Genomic DNA, 19,398 nt, shown 5'->3' on the forward strand with positions numbered 1-19,398 from the left:
GAAAACATAAAATTATAATTTTAAGGAGGCCACGTTCAAATGGCAAAGGCTAAATACGAACGTAATAAACCCCACGTTAACATCGGTACTATCGGTCACGTCGATCATGGTAAAACAACACTGACTGCTGCAATCACAACTGTATTGTCCAAAACTTACGGTGGTGCTGCTGTAGCATTCGACCAAATCGACAAAGCGCCAGAAGAGCGCGAGCGCGGTATCACTATCTCCACAGCACACGTTGAGTACGAAACTGACACTCGTCACTACGCTCACGTAGACTGCCCAGGTCACGCCGACTATGTTAAAAACATGATCACTGGCGCGGCACAAATGGACGGAGCTATCTTGGTAGTATCCGCAGCTGACGGCCCAATGCCACAAACTCGTGAGCACATCTTGCTCTCCCGTCAAGTAGGCGTACCTTACATTGTTGTATTCTTGAACAAATGTGACATGGTTGAAGACGAAGAGTTGTTGGAATTGGTTGAGATGGAAGTTCGCGACCTTCTTAACGAATATGAGTTCCCAGGTGACGATACTCCAATCACTCGTGGATCCGCTCGTGAAGCACTGGCAAACCCAGATGGCGAATGGGCTCAAAAAATCGTTGAGATGTTCAAAGAGATCGACACTTACATCCCACTGCCTGAGCGTCAAACTGACAAACCTTTCTTGATGCCTGTCGAGGACGTATTCTCCATCACTGGTCGTGGTACTGTTGCTACTGGCCGTGTAGAGCGTGGTACTGTTAAAGTCGGCGAAGAGATCGAAATCGTTGGTATCACTGAAGAAACTAAAAAATCTGTTGTAACAGGCGTTGAGATGTTCCGCAAATTGCTGGATTCCGCTCAAGCTGGTGACAACATCGGAGCACTTCTTCGTGGTGTTGACCGTAACAACATCGAGCGTGGCCAAGTTTTGGCTAAACCGGGTTCTGTTAAGCCTCACACAGAATTCACAGCTCAAATCTACGTTCTGACTAAAGAAGAGGGCGGACGTCACAAACCATTCTTCACTGGTTACCGTCCACAGTTCTACTTCCGTACAACTGACGTAACAGGCATCATCAACTTGCCTGAAGGTACTGAAATGGTAATGCCTGGTGATAACATCACTGTTACTGTTTCCCTGATCTCCCCAATCGCGATTGAAGAAGGAACTAAATTCTCCATTCGTGAAGGCGGACGTACAGTAGGTGCCGGTTCCGTAGCATCTATCCAAAAATAATTCGGCTTAACGCTGAATAAAGCATATGTAACAGTGTACTGGAACGAGTAACATTGTATTGTAACGAAGCTTCGGAAGAGTTCTTTATCCGACATCGGATAGAGAACTCTTTTATTATGTTTAAAGCTCGGAACCTGCGTCACATGAAATGAACATCATTTACGAGTTTAGAAGGATTGGCAAGGCAGCCTGGATATTGAAGATAAACACTGCAATAAACGAAGTCATTTCATCAGAAAAGATAAGTTTAAATGTTTTTCTTAAATATGCTTGCAATACGCCTATCTTTTCTATATAATAATGAATGTTGTTCTGTGACGTTGCGATGATGTGAGAGGTTACTGGCACACCCGGCCCCTTTGCCATGGGAGAGTGGCTAGAAAATTTTCACGGAGTATGTCCGATAAAAAATTGGGCGATAGAAGGAGGGACTAAAATGGCAAAGCAAAAAATTCGTATTCGTTTGAAAGCTTACGACCACAGAATTCTTGATCAATCCGCGGAGAAAATTGTTGAAACAGCAAAACGTTCGGGTGCTGGTGTATCCGGTCCGATTCCGCTTCCTACTGAAAAACAAATCATTACTATTCTTCGTGCGGTGCACAAGTACAAGGATTCTCGGGAACAATTCGAACAACGTACTCATAAACGTTTGATCGACATCGTTAACCCGACTCCACAAACTGTGGATGCCTTGATGCGCTTGGATCTGCCGTCCGGTGTAGATATCGAAATTAAATTGTAATATAGCTACAACAAAGACCATGTATAGAGGAAAAGAGGTGTCAACATGAAAGCAATCTTAGGAAAAAAACTCGGAATGACTCAAGTATTTACTCCTGAAGGTAACGTCGTTCCAGTAACGGTTATCGAAGCAGGCCCTTGTGTTGTTTTGCAAAAGAAAGACATTGAGAACGATGGCTACGAAGCAATTCAAATCGGTTACTCCGATAAGAAAGAGAAAAATGCTAACAAGCCAGAAGCAGGTCACGCTAAAAAAGCGAACACTGCCCCTAAGCGCTACGTTCGTGAAGTTCGCGGTATCAACATCGCAGAATATGAAGTTGGCCAAGAGCTGAAAGCTGACATTTTCGCTGAAGGCGAATTCGTTGACGTAACGGGTATTTCTAAAGGTAAAGGTTTTGCCGGCGTTATCAAACGTTGGGGACAAAGCACTGGACCTATGTCACACGGTTCGCGTTACCACCGTGGCCCTGGTTCAATGGGTTCGATCCAAGCTAACCGCGTTCCTAAAGGCAAACGCCTGCCAGGACACATGGGACATGATACTGTTACAATCCAACGTCTTGAAGTAGTTAAAGTAGACGCTGAGCGTAACGTGTTGCTCGTGAAAGGTTCCATTCCTGGACCGAAAAACAGTCTCATTAAAGTTAAAGAAACGGTGAAAAAATAACCACTGAAGAAAGGAGGAACACAAAATGCCAAAAGTATCAGTTTACAATGTAGATGGTAGCCAAGTAGGCGAAGTTGAATTGAACGATGCGGTTTTCGGAATTGAGCCGAACCAACACGTTCTGTACGATGCAGTTCTTATGCAACGCGCTTCCCTTCGTCAAGGTACCCACAAAGTAAAAGGACGTTCTGAAGTACGTGGCGGTGGACGTAAGCCTTGGAAACAAAAAGGTACAGGTCGCGCTCGTCAAGGTTCAATTCGTTCACCACAATGGAAAGGCGGCGGTATCGTATTTGGTCCAACACCACGGAGCTATGCGTATAAACTGCCTAAGAAAGTTCGCCGCTTGGCGATCAAATCAGCCCTTTCATCCAAAGTGCTTGACAATGACATTATCGTTTTGGACGCTCTCACATTGAGCACGCCTAAAACTAAAGAATTCGCAGCCATCTTGAGTAACCTCAAAGTGGGACGTAAAGCTTTGATCGTAGCTCCTAGCTATGATGATAATGTAGCTCTTTCCGCACGGAATATTCCAGGCGTGAAATTCGTAGCTGCTGACGGCATTAATGTTCTTGACGTGCTTTCGCACGACAAATTGATCATTACGAAAGAAGCAGTTCAGAAGGTAGAGGAGGTGCTCGCGTAATGAAGGATCCTCGTGATATTGTAAAACGTCCGATTATTACGGAACGTACTGCTGACATGATGAACGACTTGAAATATGTATTTGAAGTCGATATCCGTGCAAACAAAACCGAGATCAAAAAGGCAGTAGAAGCTATTTTCAATGTAAAAGTGAAAAACGTGAACACGCTTCGTGTTCCAGCTAAGCCGAAACGGTACGGACGTTATTCCGGATATACTAGCGAATGGAAAAAAGCGTTTGTAACGCTGACAAAAGACAGCAAAACGCTTGAGTTCTTTGAAACAGTATAATTGAATTTTTGAAGTAAGGAGGGAAACCCAGTGCCAATCAAAAAGTATAAACCAACATCCCCGGCAAGACGGAACATGTCCGTTTCTACATTTGAGGAAATCACCACAAATCAGCCGGAGAAATCGTTGTTGGCCCCGTTGAGCAAACAAGCAGGCCGCAACAACCAAGGTAAAATTACAGTTCGTCACCATGGTGGTGGACACAAACGTAAATACCGTATCATTGACTTCAAACGTACTAAAGATGGAATACCGGGCCGCGTTGCTACGATTGAGTATGACCCGAACCGTACATCCAACATCGCTCTGATTCACTATGCTGATGGTGAGAAACGTTATATCATCGCTCCTAAAGGTTTGAAAGTTGGAGATCAAGTATTCTCCGGACCTGAATCAGACATCAAAATCGGTAACGCACTGCCACTCGAAAACATTCCAGTAGGTACTGTTATCCACAACATCGAGTTGAAACCAGGTAAAGGCGGACAATTGGTTCGTGCTGCTGGTACAGAAGCTCAATTGCTTGGTAAAGAAGAAAAATACGTTTCCGTTCGTCTCTCTTCCGGAGAAGTTCGTCGTATTTTGAAAGTTTGCCGCGCGACAATCGGATCTGTTGGTAACCAAGACCACGAGCTCATCAAAATCGGTAAAGCCGGTCGTAGCCGTTGGTTGGGTAAACGTCCTGAGGTTCGTGGTGTAGTAATGAACCCTAACGATCACCCACACGGTGGTGGTGAAGGTCGTGCTCCAATCGGACGTAAATCGCCAATGTCACCATGGGGTAAACCTACTCTTGGTTACAAAACGCGTAAGAAAAATAAAGCTTCTGATAAATACATCATTCGCCGCCGCACGAAGTAATACACATTGTGCATAACTTCGTGAGGCATCTGCGGATGCATAATAGCTACGTTTGAAGGGAGGATCTCCACATGGGTCGCAGTTTGAAAAAAGGGCCATTCATTGATGGCTACATGCTCAAAAAGGTAGAAGAGATGGAAGCTTCAGGTAAGAAGAACGTAATCAAAACCTGGTCCCGTCGTTCTACAATTTTCCCACAATTCATCGGACACACATTTGGCGTTTACGATGGTCGTAAACACGTGCCAGTGTATGTAACTGAGGACATGGTCGGACACAAACTGGGTGAGTTCGCTCCAACCCGTACGTACAAAGGCCATACTGATGATGATAAGAAAACAAGAAGATAAATGAACATCTTTAATGTTTGAGAGGAGGTTACACAATGGAAGCAAAAGCACATGCTAAGTTTATCCGGATTGCTCCTCGTAAAGTTCAACTCGTTGTTGACTTAATTCGCGGCAAGCAAGTAGGTGAGGCGGTTGCCATTCTCCGTCACACTCCGAAATCCGCTTCTCCAATCGTTGAGAAGTTGCTTAACTCCGCTATTGCGAATGCGGAACATAACTATTCTTTGGATGTTAACAACTTGGTTATCTCGCAAGCTTACGTGAACCAAGGACCGACAATGAAACGTTTCCGCCCTCGTGCAATGGGACGTGCAAGTCGTATTAACAAACGTACTAGCCACATTACTTTGGTGGTATCTGAGAAGTAGAAGGAGGGGAAATGTGTGGGCCAAAAGGTAAATCCAGTCGGACTCCGTGTCGGAATTATCCGTGACTGGGAATCTAAGTGGTATGCAGGCAAAGACTTCGGTGATCTTTTGATGGAAGACGTGAGAATTCGTGAATTCCTGAAAAATAAATTGAAAGACTCCGCTTTATCTCGTGTAGAAATTGAGAGAGCGGCTAACCGCGTAAACGTAACGATTCACACTGCTAAACCAGGTATGGTTATTGGTAAGGGTGGTTCGGAAGTTGAAAATCTTCGTAACCAAATTACGAAAATTGCTGGCGGTAAAAAAGTACACATCAACATTTCTGAAATTAAGAACCAAGACTTGGACGCTGTTCTTGTAGCAGAAAGCATTGCACAACAATTGGAACGTCGTGTTTCTTTCCGTCGTGCTCTGAAACAAGCAATTCAAAGAACTATGCGCTCCGGTGCTAAAGGTATCAAAACTCAAGTAGGCGGACGTCTTGGCGGTGCTGAGATCGCACGTTCTGAAGGCTACAGCGAAGGAACTGTTCCACTGCACACACTGCGTGCTGACATTGACTATGGTACAGCAGAGGCTCATACTACTTACGGACGTATCGGCGTAAAAGTATGGATCTATCGTGGAGAGGTTCTTCCTACGGCTAAGAAACAAGCTGCTAAGGAAGGAGGCAACTAATCATGTTGGTACCAAAACGCGTAAAACACCGTAAGCAACAACGTGGACATATGAAAGGCCAAGCTAAAGGCGGAACGACTCTGAACTTTGGCGAATACGGTCTGCAAGCTACGGAACCGGCTTGGATTACGAACCGTCAGATCGAAGCGGCTCGTATTGCGATGACTCGTTACATCAAACGTGGTGGTAAAGTTTGGATCAAAATTTTCCCAGACAAACCAATCACTCAAAAGCCTCTCGAGGTTCGGATGGGTAGCGGTAAAGGTAACGTAGAAAAATGGGTTGCAGTAGTGAAACCAGGTAAGATCATGTTTGAACTTGCTGGTGTACCGGAGGAAATTGCACGCGAAGCAATGCGTCTTGCCGCTCACAAACTGCCAATCAAAACGAAGTTCGTGAAACGTGAAGAATTGGGTGGTGAAGCAAATGAAAGCTAGTGAATTTCGCAACCTAACCTCTGCTGAAATCGAGCAAAAGATTGCCGGATTTAAAGAAGAACTCTTTAACCTCCGCTTTCAATTAGCTACCGGTCAGCTGGATAACCCGACTCGCATCCGTGATGTGCGGAAAGAAATAGCTCGTGCTAAAACCATTATCCGTGAGAGAGAATTGGGAATCGGTTAATTAGGGATAGGATGGACAATCCGTCCGTAATCAGGAAGGAGGCCAACAATGAGCGAAGAACGTAACGCACGTAAAGTGCAAACTGGTAAAGTGGTCAGCGATAAAATGGACAAAACAATTGTTGTTGCTGTAGAAACTTACAAAAAACACAACTTGTACCATAAACGCATTAAGGTTACTAAAAAATTCAAAGCACATGACGAAGAAAACACTGCGAAAATCGGTGACACGGTGAAAATCATGGAGACTCGTCCGCTTTCGAAAGATAAACGCTGGAGACTTACTGAAATCGTAGAAAAAGCGGTTATCATCTAATGCTCAGCAGCACTGCTGAAAGGAGGAATACTAAATGATTCAACCATTTACACGTTTGACTGTGGCTGACAACTCCGGTGCGAAGGAACTGATGTGTATCCGCGTACTCGGCGGTACGGGACGTCGTACAGCTCAAATCGGTGATCTGATCGTTTGTTCTGTTAAACAAGCAACACCAGGCGGCGTTGTCAAAAAAGGTGATGTAGTTAGAGCGGTTGTCGTTCGTACGAAACGTTCTGTACGTCGTAAAGACGGTTCCTACATCGGTTTTGATGAAAATGCAGCGGTTGTTGTAAAAGACGACAGAAGCCCACGTGGAACACGTATTTTCGGACCAGTTGCTCGCGAACTTCGCGATAAAGACTTCATGAAAATCGTTTCCTTGGCTCCAGAAGTTATCTAAAGCTTAATCTCGTGATGTTAGAAACAGGAGGTGTACGAAATGCCAAGAGTGAAAAAAGTTCTGGAATCCCATAACAACAAACTTCACGTTAAGAAGGAAGATACGGTTATGGTGATCAGCGGTAAAGACAAAGGTAAAAAAGGCCGTGTCATCGCTGCTTATCCTCGTGAGAACCGCGTCCTTGTGGAAGGTGTTAACATGGTGAAAAAACACCAGAAGCCTAACCAGCAAAATCCGCAAGGCGGCATTATCGAGAAGGAAGCTCCGATTCACGTTTCCAACGTAATGCACATCGATCCGAAGAGCGGAAAAGTAACCCGTGTAGGTTACAAAGTTTTGGATAACGGAAAGAAAGTGCGCGTTGCTAAACGTTCCGGAGAAATTATCGACTAATTGAACCGAATGAGAAAGGAGGGCTATGATTCATGGCATCAAGAATGAAAGAACGTTACCTGCAAGAAATCGCTCCTGCTTTGATGCAGAAGTTTAACTATACAACGGTAATGCAAGTGCCGAAAATCGAGAAAATCGTTATCAACATGGGTGTGGGCGAGGCTGTTCAAAACTCCAAAGTGTTGGATTCCGCAGTAAACGATTTGCAACTGATCGCAGGTCAAAAACCTGTAATCACTCGTGCAAAAAAATCTATCGCAGGATTCAAACTGCGTGAGAATATGCCTATCGGTGTTAAAGTAACATTGCGCGGCGAGCGTATGTACTTCTTCCTCGATAAACTGTTCAACGTTACGCTTCCTCGTGTCCGCGACTTCCGCGGTGTATCGAGCAAAGCTTTCGACGGACGTGGTAACTACACGCTGGGTCTGAAAGAACAACTGATCTTCCCAGAGATCGAGTATGATAAAGTTGATAAAGTCCGCGGTATGGATATTGTCATCGTAACAACGGCGAAAACAGACGAAGAGTCCCGCGAATTGCTCACGCAAATGGGAATGCCTTTCGTTAAGTAATGTTGGCATAACGTTTCCGGGTGTCTGGAAAGACTCCCTTTTCTCCGAAATTATTTAGGAGGTGTCAGGCTAAGTGGCAAAAACTTCGATGAAAGTTAAACAACAACGTACACCTAAGTTTAAAGTACGTGCATATACACGCTGTGAGCGTTGCGGACGTCCACATTCGGTCCTGCAAAAGTTCAAAATTTGCAGAATTTGTTTCCGTGAATTAGCTTATAAAGGCCAGATCCCTGGCGTGAAAAAAGCAAGCTGGTAAAAAGTCCTGAACGGGAAGGAGGTTAACTCACAATGACTATGTCTGATCCAATTGCAGATATGCTTACTCGTATTCGTAACGCGAACACTGTTCGTCACGAAACGGTAGAAATGCCTGCTTCGACAATGAAAAAACAAATCGCCGATATCCTGAAGCGTGAAGGTTTCATCCGTGACGCTGAAGTTATCGATGATAACAAACAAGGGATTATCCGTGTTTTCCTGAAATACGGTCAAAATAACGAGCGCGTTATCACTGGTCTGAAAAGAATCAGTAAACCTGGTCTTCGTGTTTACACGAAAAGCAACGAAGTACCTCGTGTACTTGGTGGCCTGGGAATCGCGATCATCTCGACATCTAAAGGTATCATGACGGACAAAGAAGCTCGTCAATCGAAATCCGGCGGAGAAGTCGTTTGCTACGTTTGGTAATATAACGTCACAAGATAGGAGGTGCAACATATGTCTCGTATTGGTCGCAAACCAATCACAGTACCAAGTGGTGTAGACATCACCCTGGACAACACCGTTATTACGGTAAAAGGACCAAAAGGAACTTTGACTCGTGAGCTTCATAAAGACATGAAGGTTACAGTTGAAAATAACGAAATCACAGTTGTGCGTCCTTCCGATAACAAAACTCACCGTTCTTTGCACGGCACAACGCGTAGCGTTGTAAACAATATGGTGAGCGGCGTTACTGAAGGATTCGCGAAATCTCTGGAATTGGTTGGGGTCGGGTATCGTGCAAGCAAATCCGGAGATAAAATCGTTCTAAACGTTGGTTACTCTCACCCGGTTGAAATTACACCGGAAGCGGGAATTGAATTCGAAGTACCTTCGAATACAAAAATCATCGTTCGCGGAATTGACAAAGAGCGTGTAGGTGCTTACGCTGCTAAAATCCGTTCCGTACGTGAACCTGAGCCGTACAAAGGTAAAGGTATTAAATATGAAGGCGAGCGTATCATCCGTAAGGAAGGTAAAGCCGGTAAGAAGAAATAAGATTTCTCTTACCGCCTTTGCGCGGCTTTCGGCTTGCTTGCTTCGTGTGTTTCTAATATACCCCGTGGCTTCTGCTTTGAAGCCAGCGAGGTAACCTGAAAGGAGTGAATCTTTGAGATGATTACGAAACCAGATAAAAATAAGGCTCGTCTGAAAAGACACCTTCGTGTTCGTAAGAAAATCCAAGGAACGGCAGCACGTCCTCGTTTGAACGTATTCCGTTCTGGTAAACATATGTATGCTCAAATCATCGATGATGTTGCTGGTGTAACAATCGCTTCTGCGTCTACTGTAGACAAAGAATTGAGCACTGACATCAAAAATGGTGCATCTGTTGAATCAGCTCGTAAAGTTGGCGAACTCGTTGCTAAACGTGCTAAAGATAAAGGTGTTTCCAACATCGTATTTGACCGTAGCGGTTATCTGTACCATGGTCGTATCGCAGCATTGGCTGAAGCGGCTCGTGAAGCAGGACTTGAGTTTTAAGATATTTTTCAAAAGGAGGTTAACGACTTGCGTGTAGATCCGAATACTTTGGAACTGACTGAAAGAGTTGTAAATATTAATCGCGTAGCTAAAGTAGTAAAAGGCGGACGCCGTTTCAGCTTTAGCGCACTGGTTGTAGTCGGCGACGGCAACGGCTGGGTTGGAGCTGGTATCGGTAAAGCGGGCGAAGTACCTGATGCAATTCGCAAAGGTATTGAAGACGCTAAGAAAAACCTTGTACACGTTCCACTCGTAGGAACATCGATTCCTCACTTGGTAACAGGTAAGTTCGGCGCAGGACGCGTGCTGTTGAAACCAGCATCTGAAGGTACTGGTGTTATCGCTGGTGGTCCTGTACGTGCGGTTCTCGAACTTGCTGGTGTAGGTGACATTTTGACAAAATCTCTGGGTTCTTCGAATTCCATGAACATGGTCAATGCGACTTTGGAAGGTTTGTCCCGTTTGAAGCGTGCTGAAGACGTGGCTAAACTGCGCGGAAAATCCGTCGAAGAGCTTCTGGGTTAAGGAGGGAATTCTCATGGCTAAATTAGAAATTACCCTCGTCCGCAGTTTGATCGGACGTCCGGAGACGCAAAGAACAACTGTGAAAACATTGGGTTTGCGCAAAATCAATAGCAAAGTGGTACAAAACGATAATCCTGCCATCCGTGGTATGATTAACAAAGTAAGCCACTTGGTTGCTGTTAAAGAAGTAGAAGCTTAAAAACGGGTTAATCCCACAAATCTTTAAGGAGGTGCAACGAACGATGAAGTTACATGAGCTTTCACCATCTCCTGGATCCCGCAAAGAACGTAAACGTCTTGGTCGCGGTCCAAGTAGTGGTACAGGTAAAACATCAGGTCGCGGTCACAAAGGACAAAACGCTCGTTCTGGCGGTGGAGTACGTCCAGGCTTCGAAGGTGGACAAAATCCATTGTATCGTCGCTTGCCAAAACGTGGTTTTGTAAACCCAACTCGCAAAGAATATGCAGTTGTGAATACTGAAGACCTGAACAGTTTTGCTGCGGGTACTGAAGTAACTCCAGAATTCTTGATGACGAATGGCGTAGTTAAAAACGCTAAATCCGGAATCAAAATCCTGGGTAACGGTGATGTCACTGTGAAGCTGACTGTTAAAGCTAACAAGTTTTCTCAATCTGCTATTGAGAAAATTGAAGCTGCCGGCGGTACAACTGAGGTGATTTAATGTTCAAGACCCTAAAGAATATCTGGCGGGTTGAAGATCTGCGCAAAAGGGTATTATTTACCCTTTTTGTACTGATCATTTACCGCATCGGCTCCTTTGTTCCCGTACCGGGAGTTAACAAAGATGTGTTCGAAGCGACAAATTCTGCGGGTAAAGAAGTTTTTGGACTTCTCAATACGTTCTCGGGTGGAGCGCTCTTCCAGTTCTCGATATTTGCGCTCGGGATCGTGCCTTACATCACTGCGTCTATCATAGTACAGTTGCTTTCCATGGACGTTATTCCTAAATTAGCGGAGTGGGCAAAGCAAGGTGAACAAGGTAAGAAGAAATCTGCACAGTTGACCCGTTATTTAACCATCGGGCTGGCATTGATTCAAGCGTTTGGTACGTCGATCGGATTCAACCGCTTGTACAATACAGAGATGGTGCCTAACGCTACATTTGCAGATTATATCTTGATCGCGATTGTACTTACGGCCGGTACTTCATTCCTGATGTGGCTTGGTGAGCAGATCACCGAGAAGGGCATAGGAAACGGGATTTCGATCTTGATCTTTGCGGGTATCCTATCTACGGTGCCTAACATTATCAAACAAACGATCGAATCTGACTTCATTCAACCTGACCAACTGTTTATGAATATTCTTAAAGGTGTTATCATCGCAATTGTTATTGTGTTGATCATCATAGGGGTCATTTACATTCAGCAGGCGATTCGGAAGATTCCGGTACAGTACGCTAAACGTGTCGTAGGTAACAAAATGTACGGTGGACAGAATACACATATCCCGCTGAAAATTAATGCAGCAGGTGTTATCCCTGTCATCTTTGCTTCATCGCTGTTGATGTTCCCAACGATCATCGCCAACTTCTGGGCAGATCGCCTCTGGGCACAGTGGATCGGACAAAACCTGACTACACACAAACCTCTTGGTATGTTGCTGTATGTCGTGATGATCTTCGGTTTCACATTCTTCTATACTTTTGTACAGATGAATCCACAGCAGATGGCTGACAATATGAAAAAGAACGGCGGTTACATCCCAGGCATTCGCCCGGGTAAAGCAACCGAGAAATATCTGACCCGTGTCATGACTCGTTTGACAATGGCCGGAGCCATCTTCTTGGCAGTCATTTCCGTTCTGCCTGTATTCTTAGGGGCACTTTCTGGTTTGCCTCAATCTGCGCAAATTGGAGGAACATCCCTCCTGATCGTTATCGGTGTTGCGCTGGATACGATGAAGCAAATCGAAAGCCAATTGATCAAACGCCACTACAAAGGTTTTATCAATAAATAGGCAATAGGTACCGGTCGAGTGAAGATTTACTTGCCGGCACCTATTGTGCTGTTTGTTGATGTAGGGTAGTCTTGGAGGGAGTGACATAACGTGAACATCCTATTCATGGGCCCTCCGGGGGCAGGAAAAGGAACGCAAGCAGACGTCATCGTGAAAGAGTTCGGTATTCCCCATATTTCAACAGGCGATGCATTTCGTCTCGCGATCAAACAGGGAACTCCCATTGGCATGAAAGCCAAGGAATATATGGATCAAGGATTGCTTGTACCAGATGATGTAACCATTGGCATCGTTGAAGAACGTTTGCAGCAGCCTGACTGCAGAGAAGGTTTCCTCTTGGACGGATTTCCAAGAACTCTTTCGCAAGCAGAAGCGCTCGATGGCATTCTGGATCGATTGAACTCAGGTCTCGATCATGTAATCAACCTGAAAGTGGATCGCAACAAATTGCTCGCTCGTTTGACGGGTCGTCGAATTTGTAAAAACTGTGGTTCCACTTATCATGTGGTATTCAATCCGCCTAAGCAGGAAGGTATTTGTGATAAATGCGCTGGTGAGTTGTATCAACGCTCTGATGATAATGAAGAGAGTGTAGGTACACGACTGGACGAGTATATCAACAAAACAGCACCACTCCTCACGTTCTATGAGACTAAAGGTCTTCTTCGTCAAATGAACGGAGAACAGGATATCGATCAAGTTTCTCAAGAAATCGTGTCCTTACTGAGAGGTTAATTGATGATCATTGGTAAGTCCGAAACGGAACTGGGCTTGATGAGGGAAGCAGGGAGAATTGTTGCGGAAACGCATCGTCTCTTGGCAGAGCATATCGCTCCCGGTATTACGACTGGAGAACTTGACCATATGGCAGATCAATATATCCGCAGTCAAGGAGCTGTGCCGTCTTTCAAAGGTTATAACGGTTTCCCTGCCAGTGTGTGCGCTTCAGTCAATGAAGAGTTGGTACATGGATTTCCCGGCAAACGCAAGTTGAACGAGGGCGATATCGTTACGTTTGACATTGGCGCGCAGTACCAGGGGTATCATGGAGATTCCGCCTGGACTTATCCGGTCGGCCGTATTTCCGAAGAAGCCCGTCGTCTTCTGGACGTTACCGAGGCTTCGTTATACGCAGGTCTGGCGCTGGTGAAACCGGACGTTCGCTTGTTTACAATATCTCATGCGATTCAGAAATATATTGAAGATGAAGGGTTCTCCGTAGTTCGTGAATATGTCGGTCACGGCATAGGCGCAGATCTGCACGAAGAACCACAGATTCCGAACTATGGTCTTCCCGATCGGGGACCACGGCTTAAAGCGGGCATGGTGCTGGCCATAGAGCCGATGGTTAACGTAGGTAGACGGTATGTGAAAACGTTGGAAGATAACTGGACTGTCGTCACGGTTGATGGTAAGTTATGTGCCCACTTTGAACACACCGTAGCAGTTACACCAGATGGTATGGAAATTTTCACGAAACTGAATGCGTAGGTGATGAGGCATGAACAGTCAGTCTAATCCGCAGCTCGGTCAACTTGTGAAGATCCGTAAAGGCCGCAATGCGGACCAAGCCGCAGTAATTGTTGCTATAGCGGACAGTAAGTTCGTATATATTGCGGATGGAGACAAACGTAAGTTTGATCAACCTAAGAAGAAGAATCTTCTTCATCTTGAACTCCAGCCCATGATTAGCAGCGAGGTTGTGAACAGTTTAAACGAGAGTGGTCGGGTGACAAATGGAAAGCTCCGTTACGCGGTTCATTCATTTCTGGAATCCACCAACATTCAAGCTGAAGAGAAAGGAGACTGACTAATGGCCAAGGAAGATGTCATTGAAGTGGAAGGTACGGTTCTCGAACCGCTACCGAATGCAACATTCAAGGTTGAGCTTGAGAACGGTCATCAAATTCTCGCTCACGTTTCCGGAAAACTGCGGATGCACTTTATCCGTATCCTGACTGGAGACAAAGTAGTTGTTCAGTTGTCGCCTTATGATTTAACAAAAGGTCGCATAACTTACCGTAAATAGTAGTAGACAGTTGCAATGAACTGTGAAGCTTATGTAGCGGGTTTTGCCCGGCAAAACTTGCGAAAGCTTCGAAGCCGGTTTTACAATAGTAGAACAAGGTCAATGCTTACGAAGAGGGTTTTGCTTAGCAAAACTTTGAGGAGGTAATTCACATGAAGGTAAGACCTTCGGTCAAGCCGATTTGCGAAAAATGCAAAGTCATTCGCCGCAAAGGGAATGTTATGGTTATCTGTGAAAATCCGAAACACAAACAAAAACAAGGTTAAAGAAGGGGGTGTAGCGTAAAATGGCACGTATAGCTGGTGTGGATTTGCCACGTGATAAGCGCGTTGAGATCGCCTTGACTTATATTTTCGGAATCGGTAAAACGACTTCCCAGAAAATTCTGAGCACAACAGGCATCAATCCGGACACTCGTGTTCGTGATTTGACGGAAGATGAAGTCAGCAAATTGCGTGAAAGTATCGATAAAGAGGTCAAAGTAGAAGGTGACCTGCGTCGAGAAATCTCTTTGAATATTAAACGTTTGACGGAGATCGGTTGTTACCGTGGAGTTCGTCATCGTCGTGGTCTGCCTGTTCGTGGACAACGTACGAAAACGAATGCTCGTACTCGTAAAGGTCCTCGTCGTACAGTAGCGAACAAGAAGAAATAATAAGGGGGGATAAGAGAAAATGGCTAAACCGAAAAAAGTCGTACGTACTAAACGTCGTGACCGTAAAAATATTGAATCTGGCGTGGCGCATATCCGTTCCACTTTCAATAACACTATCGTTACTATTACGGATCCTCACGGAAATGCAATTTCGTGGGCAAGCTCCGGCGGCCTCGGATTCAGAGGTTCCCGTAAATCGACTCCGTTTGCTGCACAAATGGCTGCTGAGACTGCTGCCAAAGCTGCAATGGAACATGGGATGAAAGCCGTTGAGGTTATGGTTAAAGGACCAGGCGCAGGCCGTGAAGCAGCGATCCGCTCTTTGCAAGCTGCTGGTCTTGAAGTTAACCTGATCAAAGACGTAACTCCAGTCCCGCATAACGGATGCCGTCCTCCAAAACGTCGTCGTGTCTAATGAGATTTGCCCCTGCGTGTGGTATATTTCCGGCACAATCTGCTAATAATGGTTGTTTAGGCATACTACTACATGTTTTCGCAAGAGAAGGTAAATGTGTCATAGAGGACCGACGTTTTGAAGGAGGGGTATTGCAGTGATTGAAATCGAAAAGCCGAAAATTGAGACGGTAGACGTCAACGATGATGGCACCTATGGGAAATTCGTAGTAGAACCGCTTGAGCGCGGATACGGTACGACGCTTGGAAACTCGCTTCGCCGAATCTTGCTCTCGTCACTGCCGGGTGCGGCAGTGTCTTCGGTTCAAATCGATGGCGTTCTGCATGAATTTGCTACAGTTCCTGGCGTAATGGAAGATGTAACGGAGGTTATTCTTAACCTGAAAGCTTTGTCGCTTAAGATTCATTCTGATGAGGAGAAAGTGCTCGAGATTGATGCTGAAGGCGAAGGAGCAATTACGGCTGGAGATATCCGTGCTGACTCCGATGTGGAAATCCTTAATCCGGATTTGCACATTGCTACGCTCGGACCAGGTTCGAGACTTCACATGCGTATTTTTGCCAATCGCGGTCGCGGCTACGTCCAGGCAGATCGGAATAAACGCGATGACCAGCCGATCGGCGTCATCCCAGTCGATTCCATCTTCACCCCGATCAGTCGCGTTAACTACGCTGTGGAAAATACGCGTGTCGGTCAAGTGACCAACTATGACAAGCTCACGTTGGAAGTTTGGACTGATGGAAGTATTCGTCCTGAAGAGGCTGTAAGCCTCGGCGCTAAAATTTTGACTGAGCATCTGATGCTCTTCGTGGGTCTTACAGACGAAGCGAAAGATGCAGAGATCATGGTCGAAAAAGAAGAAGACAAAAAAGAAAAAGTACTCGAAATGACGATCGAAGAGCTGGATCTCTCTGTTCGTTCCTACAACTGCCTCAAACGTGCCGGTATTAATACCGTGCAAGAGCTGACTACGAAAACGGAAGAAGACATGATGAAAGTCCGTAACCTCGGACGCAAGTCTTTGGAAGAAGTTCAAGAGAAGCTTGAGGAACTTGGTTTGGGACTCCGTACAGAAGAATAGACAGCCGAGTGCTTGAAGTGAAGGAGGGAAAACAATGGCATACCAAAAGTTGGGCCGTAATTCCAGCGCACGTAAAGCTTTGTTCCGTGACCTGGTAACCGACCTGTTCTTATACGAACGCATTCAGACAACTGAAGCGAAAGCAAAAGAGGTTCGCTCTATTGCTGAAAAATTGATCACTAAAGCGAAAAAGGGAGATCTTCATGCCCGTCGCCAAGTGGCAGCTTATGTTCGCCGCGAAACTATCGATGGTGAGCAAGATGCAATCCAAAAACTGTTTAGCGAATTGTCCGGTCGTTACGCTGAGCGTCCAGGTGGATACACTCGTATCCTGAAACTGGGACCTCGTCGTGGTGACGCAGCGCCAATGGTTTACTTGGAACTGGTAGACCGCGCGTAAAACAGATGAGATGAGGAAAGGGGACAGAATCAACGATTCTGGATTAACCCTTTTTTTCTCTTCATTTCGGAATTCGTGCTGTAATAGAAGCTCCGTAAGGGGCTTCTTTTGCTGTTCGGGATAGGGATATGTATAGTATGGAACAAAGGTGTGGTAATAATGCGGAACTTATGTATGACGTTAACTTATGATGGCACTGCCTATTACGGCTTCCAAGTACAGCCGGGCGGGAATACCATTCAGGATCATCTTGAAGATGCGATTCGTGCTTTAACCGGTGAGAAGGTTAAAATTACTGGTTCAGGCCGAACAGATGCAGGTGTTCACGCCCGCAGACAAATCTTCAATTTTCCTACGGAGTCCCAGATCCCGATTGAACGTTGGTGTATTGCACTCAACTCCAGATTACCTTCCGATATTGTCGTTATTGATGCGATTGAAGTTTCGGCTGATTTTCATTCTCGCTATGCAGCGAAAAAGAAAACGTATCGTTATACAGTCAATGCGAATCAATTCCCGGATGTATTCAACAGAAGACTGCAATATCATCATCATGCGAAGCTTGATATTATGGCAATGCAGGAGGGCTTACGACATTTCATAGGGACGTATGATTTCACCTCTTTTGCTTCACGCAAGTCTCAGAAAGAGAATCATGTCCGTTCGGTATACGAAGCATGGATGGAAGTGGACCGATCAATGTGCAGAGACCATCCACGCGATCAGGGTGTCATTCACATTTATGTGAGTGGTAACGGCTTTTTGCAGCATATGGTTCGTATTATTGTTGGGACACTGCTGGAGATCGGAGAGGGCAAACGGAAAGCCTCTGATGTACCAAATATGATTGCTGCATGTAATCGATCTGCTGCAGGACCTACTGCAGTTAGCTGCGGTTTAATGCTCTGGGATCTTGAATACAAAAAAGATTAAATTTGGTGAGTGAAAAGCTTAATTAACACTTGCGATTTAATCGCCTATCATGTAATATAAAAGTTGTGTTTTCTTAATGGCTTTCCCACAGCCCCAATTAAGAGGTTCACATCAAATTTACAATCCATCAACACCTAAAGTTATAACTTAACGAACGAAGATAAATGAAAATGATGATTTTGAACATTTTAAGGAGGAACTTTTCATGCGTACTACGTACATGGCGAAGCCTAACGAAGTTGAGCGCCAATGGCACATCATTGATGCTGAAGGCAAAACCCTCGGACGTTTGGCGAGCGAAGCAGCTGCTTTGATTCGCGGCAAACATAAGCCACAATTCACTCCACATGTGGACACTGGCGATTTCGTTGTTATCATCAATGCTGAGAAAATCGTATTGACTGGTAAGAAAATGCAAGGTAAAAAATACTACCGTCACTCTATGCACCCAGGTGGTTTGAAAGTAACTACTGCTGAAGAGATGGTTAAAAACAAACCTGAGCGTATGTTGGAATTGGCTGTTCGCGGTATGCTTCCTAAAACTCGCATGGGCGAGAAAATGAAGTTGAGACTTAAAGCGTACAGAGGCACTGAGCATCCACATGCAGCACAAAAACCAGAAGTTTACGAACTTCGCGGTTAATTAAAAGGAGGACAGTTTCATGGCACAAGTACAATACTATGGGACAGGTCGTCGTAAACATTCGGTAGCACGTGTTCGCCTTGTACCGGGTGAAGGACGCATTGTCATCAATAAACGTGATATTAATGAATACTTCGGTTTGGAAACACTCAAACTGATCGTAAAACAACCACTGAACTTGACAGAAACGCTTAACAACTATGACGTTCTTGTTATTGCTCATGGTGGCGGAATCTCCGGTCAAGCCGGCGCAATCCGTCATGGTATCTCCCGCGCTCTGTTGAAAGCAGATCCGGAATACCGTGCATCCCTGAAAAAAGCAGGATTCCTGACTCGTGATCCACGTATGAAAGAGCGTAAAAAATACGGTCTTAAAGCGGCTCGTCGCGCACCTCAGTTCTCCAAACGTTAATATTAAAAGCCTTTGGCCTCGGTCAAAGGCTTTTTTATATATTCATGACCATTCAACCTTATACTATATATGTTTTGCAATAACTCTCATAACTCTGATGTCTCTCCACATGCTTGTGCATTTTTCCTTCATTGCCTTTTCAATCTTCTTTTAATGTCCCTCAATACAGCCCTATAATATGTACGTTAATACATCTACATCTTATTGAACCTCTCTAATTGTTTTAGATCATTCATTTTGCGCTTACCCATCGGTCACCACGATCAACACCTTCTTATAAAATCATCAATTGGCGCTTACGCTGGATTTCTTAAAGCGTTTGGTTTACTGGTTTTGCACTTAATTCTTTACTGCAAGTCTCATCAGTATTTCTTATGGAAACGATAAAAGTCCCTTACATATCAATTGATATATGTTGTCAC

35 protein-coding genes are annotated in these 19,398 nt (G+C 45.0%); all 35 read left to right on the plus strand.

Going from position 1 to position 19,398, the window contains the following annotated elements; translation table 11 throughout:
- The first annotated feature begins 39 nt into the window (after nt 1-39).
- Nucleotides 40-1,230, plus strand: a complete 1,191-nt coding sequence (tuf, locus tag NSQ38_RS08860) for an elongation factor Tu (RefSeq protein ID WP_062836181.1) — start codon at nt 40-42, stop codon at nt 1,228-1,230.
- Nucleotides 1,231-1,666: 436 nt separating this feature from the next.
- The gene (gene rpsJ / locus NSQ38_RS08865; RefSeq protein ID WP_017692074.1) at nt 1,667-1,975 is read left to right on the plus strand and encodes a 30S ribosomal protein S10; all 309 of its coding nucleotides are present in this window, start codon (nt 1,667-1,669) and stop codon (nt 1,973-1,975) included.
- Nucleotides 1,976-2,020: 45 nt separating this feature from the next.
- Nucleotides 2,021-2,644: a 50S ribosomal protein L3 gene (gene rplC, locus NSQ38_RS08870; protein ID WP_024633587.1), complete on the plus strand. Its 624-nt coding sequence runs from the start codon at nt 2,021-2,023 to the stop codon at nt 2,642-2,644.
- A 25-nt stretch (nt 2,645-2,669) separates the two neighbouring features.
- Nucleotides 2,670-3,293 carry a 50S ribosomal protein L4 gene (rplD, locus tag NSQ38_RS08875; protein WP_017692076.1) on the plus strand — a complete coding sequence of 208 codons (624 nt, stop codon included), beginning with the start codon at nt 2,670-2,672 and terminating at the stop codon, nt 3,291-3,293.
- The gene (gene rplW / locus NSQ38_RS08880) at nt 3,293-3,583 is read left to right on the plus strand and encodes a 50S ribosomal protein L23 (protein ID WP_017692077.1); all 291 of its coding nucleotides are present in this window, start codon (nt 3,293-3,295) and stop codon (nt 3,581-3,583) included. The genes rplD and rplW overlap by 1 nt, the downstream gene beginning before the upstream one ends.
- Before the next feature lie 30 nt (nt 3,584-3,613).
- Nucleotides 3,614-4,444 (plus strand): 50S ribosomal protein L2, encoded by an 831-nt coding sequence (gene rplB / locus NSQ38_RS08885; RefSeq protein ID WP_017692078.1) that lies wholly within the window; start codon nt 3,614-3,616, stop codon nt 4,442-4,444.
- A 71-nt stretch (nt 4,445-4,515) separates the two neighbouring features.
- Nucleotides 4,516-4,794, plus strand: coding sequence for a 30S ribosomal protein S19 (gene rpsS, locus NSQ38_RS08890; RefSeq protein ID WP_062836183.1), 279 nt, complete (start codon nt 4,516-4,518; stop codon nt 4,792-4,794).
- Nucleotides 4,795-4,829: 35 nt separating this feature from the next.
- Entirely contained in the window at nt 4,830-5,162 is a 333-nt protein-coding gene (gene rplV / locus NSQ38_RS08895) for a 50S ribosomal protein L22 (protein ID WP_024633583.1), read from the plus strand.
- 15 nt (nt 5,163-5,177) lie between these two features.
- Nucleotides 5,178-5,843: a 30S ribosomal protein S3 gene (gene rpsC, locus NSQ38_RS08900; protein ID WP_076216858.1), complete on the plus strand. Its 666-nt coding sequence runs from the start codon at nt 5,178-5,180 to the stop codon at nt 5,841-5,843.
- A gap of 2 nt (nt 5,844-5,845) precedes the next feature.
- Complete coding sequence (gene rplP, locus NSQ38_RS08905; RefSeq protein ID WP_017692082.1) at nt 5,846-6,280, plus strand: 50S ribosomal protein L16; 435 nt, start codon at nt 5,846-5,848, stop codon at nt 6,278-6,280.
- Entirely contained in the window at nt 6,270-6,467 is a 198-nt protein-coding gene (rpmC, locus tag NSQ38_RS08910) for a 50S ribosomal protein L29 (RefSeq protein ID WP_017692083.1), read from the plus strand. Before rplP ends, rpmC begins: the two co-directional genes overlap by 11 nt.
- 48 nt (nt 6,468-6,515) lie before the next feature.
- Complete coding sequence (gene rpsQ, locus NSQ38_RS08915; protein WP_017692084.1) at nt 6,516-6,782, plus strand: 30S ribosomal protein S17; 267 nt, start codon at nt 6,516-6,518, stop codon at nt 6,780-6,782.
- A 34-nt stretch (nt 6,783-6,816) separates the two neighbouring features.
- Nucleotides 6,817-7,185 (plus strand): 50S ribosomal protein L14, encoded by a 369-nt coding sequence (rplN, locus tag NSQ38_RS08920; RefSeq protein ID WP_017692085.1) that lies wholly within the window; start codon nt 6,817-6,819, stop codon nt 7,183-7,185.
- Nucleotides 7,186-7,224: 39 nt separating this feature from the next.
- The gene (gene rplX / locus NSQ38_RS08925; RefSeq protein WP_017692086.1) at nt 7,225-7,578 is read left to right on the plus strand and encodes a 50S ribosomal protein L24; all 354 of its coding nucleotides are present in this window, start codon (nt 7,225-7,227) and stop codon (nt 7,576-7,578) included.
- Nucleotides 7,579-7,610: 32 nt separating this feature from the next.
- A complete protein-coding gene (gene rplE, locus NSQ38_RS08930) occupies nt 7,611-8,153 on the plus strand; it encodes a 50S ribosomal protein L5 (protein WP_338588647.1) in 543 nt (180 codons plus the stop codon).
- 73 nt (nt 8,154-8,226) lie between these two features.
- A complete protein-coding gene (locus tag NSQ38_RS08935; RefSeq protein WP_013312154.1) occupies nt 8,227-8,412 on the plus strand; it encodes a type Z 30S ribosomal protein S14 in 186 nt (61 codons plus the stop codon).
- Between the two features lie 32 nt (nt 8,413-8,444).
- Entirely contained in the window at nt 8,445-8,843 is a 399-nt protein-coding gene (gene rpsH, locus NSQ38_RS08940) for a 30S ribosomal protein S8 (RefSeq protein WP_017692088.1), read from the plus strand.
- A 30-nt stretch (nt 8,844-8,873) separates the two neighbouring features.
- The gene (gene rplF / locus NSQ38_RS08945; RefSeq protein WP_017692089.1) at nt 8,874-9,416 is read left to right on the plus strand and encodes a 50S ribosomal protein L6; all 543 of its coding nucleotides are present in this window, start codon (nt 8,874-8,876) and stop codon (nt 9,414-9,416) included.
- Nucleotides 9,417-9,533: 117 nt separating this feature from the next.
- The gene (gene rplR / locus NSQ38_RS08950; protein WP_017692090.1) at nt 9,534-9,902 is read left to right on the plus strand and encodes a 50S ribosomal protein L18; all 369 of its coding nucleotides are present in this window, start codon (nt 9,534-9,536) and stop codon (nt 9,900-9,902) included.
- A gap of 27 nt (nt 9,903-9,929) precedes the next feature.
- Nucleotides 9,930-10,427 carry a 30S ribosomal protein S5 gene (rpsE, locus tag NSQ38_RS08955; RefSeq protein WP_017692091.1) on the plus strand — a complete coding sequence of 166 codons (498 nt, stop codon included), beginning with the start codon at nt 9,930-9,932 and terminating at the stop codon, nt 10,425-10,427.
- Between the two features lie 13 nt (nt 10,428-10,440).
- Entirely contained in the window at nt 10,441-10,626 is a 186-nt protein-coding gene (gene rpmD / locus NSQ38_RS08960) for a 50S ribosomal protein L30 (protein ID WP_017692092.1), read from the plus strand.
- Between the two features lie 43 nt (nt 10,627-10,669).
- A complete protein-coding gene (gene rplO, locus NSQ38_RS08965) occupies nt 10,670-11,110 on the plus strand; it encodes a 50S ribosomal protein L15 (protein ID WP_062836188.1) in 441 nt (146 codons plus the stop codon).
- On the plus strand, nt 11,110-12,408 hold the full coding sequence (secY, locus tag NSQ38_RS08970; protein WP_047841120.1) for a preprotein translocase subunit SecY: 1,299 nt from the start codon (nt 11,110-11,112) through the stop codon (nt 12,406-12,408). The genes rplO and secY overlap by 1 nt, the downstream gene beginning before the upstream one ends.
- 90 nt (nt 12,409-12,498) lie before the next feature.
- Complete coding sequence (locus NSQ38_RS08975) at nt 12,499-13,143, plus strand: adenylate kinase (RefSeq protein ID WP_036607188.1); 645 nt, start codon at nt 12,499-12,501, stop codon at nt 13,141-13,143.
- A 3-nt stretch (nt 13,144-13,146) separates the two neighbouring features.
- Nucleotides 13,147-13,899, plus strand: coding sequence for a type I methionyl aminopeptidase (gene map, locus NSQ38_RS08980; RefSeq protein ID WP_036607191.1), 753 nt, complete (start codon nt 13,147-13,149; stop codon nt 13,897-13,899).
- A 10-nt stretch (nt 13,900-13,909) separates the two neighbouring features.
- Nucleotides 13,910-14,218, plus strand: a complete 309-nt coding sequence (locus tag NSQ38_RS08985; RefSeq protein WP_091039171.1) for a KOW domain-containing RNA-binding protein — start codon at nt 13,910-13,912, stop codon at nt 14,216-14,218.
- Nucleotides 14,219-14,221: 3 nt separating this feature from the next.
- Nucleotides 14,222-14,437, plus strand: a complete 216-nt coding sequence (gene infA / locus NSQ38_RS08990) for a translation initiation factor IF-1 (RefSeq protein WP_017692098.1) — start codon at nt 14,222-14,224, stop codon at nt 14,435-14,437.
- Between the two features lie 152 nt (nt 14,438-14,589).
- Complete coding sequence (gene rpmJ / locus NSQ38_RS08995) at nt 14,590-14,703, plus strand: 50S ribosomal protein L36 (protein WP_003333770.1); 114 nt, start codon at nt 14,590-14,592, stop codon at nt 14,701-14,703.
- Between the two features lie 20 nt (nt 14,704-14,723).
- On the plus strand, nt 14,724-15,092 hold the full coding sequence (gene rpsM, locus NSQ38_RS09000) for a 30S ribosomal protein S13 (protein ID WP_062329455.1): 369 nt from the start codon (nt 14,724-14,726) through the stop codon (nt 15,090-15,092).
- A gap of 19 nt (nt 15,093-15,111) precedes the next feature.
- Nucleotides 15,112-15,507 carry a 30S ribosomal protein S11 gene (rpsK, locus tag NSQ38_RS09005; protein WP_017692100.1) on the plus strand — a complete coding sequence of 132 codons (396 nt, stop codon included), beginning with the start codon at nt 15,112-15,114 and terminating at the stop codon, nt 15,505-15,507.
- 136 nt (nt 15,508-15,643) lie between these two features.
- Nucleotides 15,644-16,588 (plus strand): DNA-directed RNA polymerase subunit alpha, encoded by a 945-nt coding sequence (locus tag NSQ38_RS09010; RefSeq protein ID WP_017692101.1) that lies wholly within the window; start codon nt 15,644-15,646, stop codon nt 16,586-16,588.
- Between the two features lie 34 nt (nt 16,589-16,622).
- Nucleotides 16,623-16,988: a 50S ribosomal protein L17 gene (rplQ, locus tag NSQ38_RS09015; protein ID WP_017692102.1), complete on the plus strand. Its 366-nt coding sequence runs from the start codon at nt 16,623-16,625 to the stop codon at nt 16,986-16,988.
- Between the two features lie 159 nt (nt 16,989-17,147).
- Complete coding sequence (gene truA, locus NSQ38_RS09020) at nt 17,148-17,921, plus strand: tRNA pseudouridine(38-40) synthase TruA (protein WP_076216861.1); 774 nt, start codon at nt 17,148-17,150, stop codon at nt 17,919-17,921.
- 205 nt (nt 17,922-18,126) lie between these two features.
- On the plus strand, nt 18,127-18,564 hold the full coding sequence (gene rplM / locus NSQ38_RS09025) for a 50S ribosomal protein L13 (protein WP_024633564.1): 438 nt from the start codon (nt 18,127-18,129) through the stop codon (nt 18,562-18,564).
- Nucleotides 18,565-18,583: 19 nt separating this feature from the next.
- On the plus strand, nt 18,584-18,976 hold the full coding sequence (gene rpsI / locus NSQ38_RS09030) for a 30S ribosomal protein S9 (RefSeq protein ID WP_017692105.1): 393 nt from the start codon (nt 18,584-18,586) through the stop codon (nt 18,974-18,976).
- Nucleotides 18,977-19,398 lie beyond the last annotated feature (422 nt).

It is taken from the genome of Paenibacillus sp. FSL R7-0313, from assembly GCF_037969885.1.
Taxonomy (GTDB): domain Bacteria; phylum Bacillota; class Bacilli; order Paenibacillales; family Paenibacillaceae; genus Paenibacillus.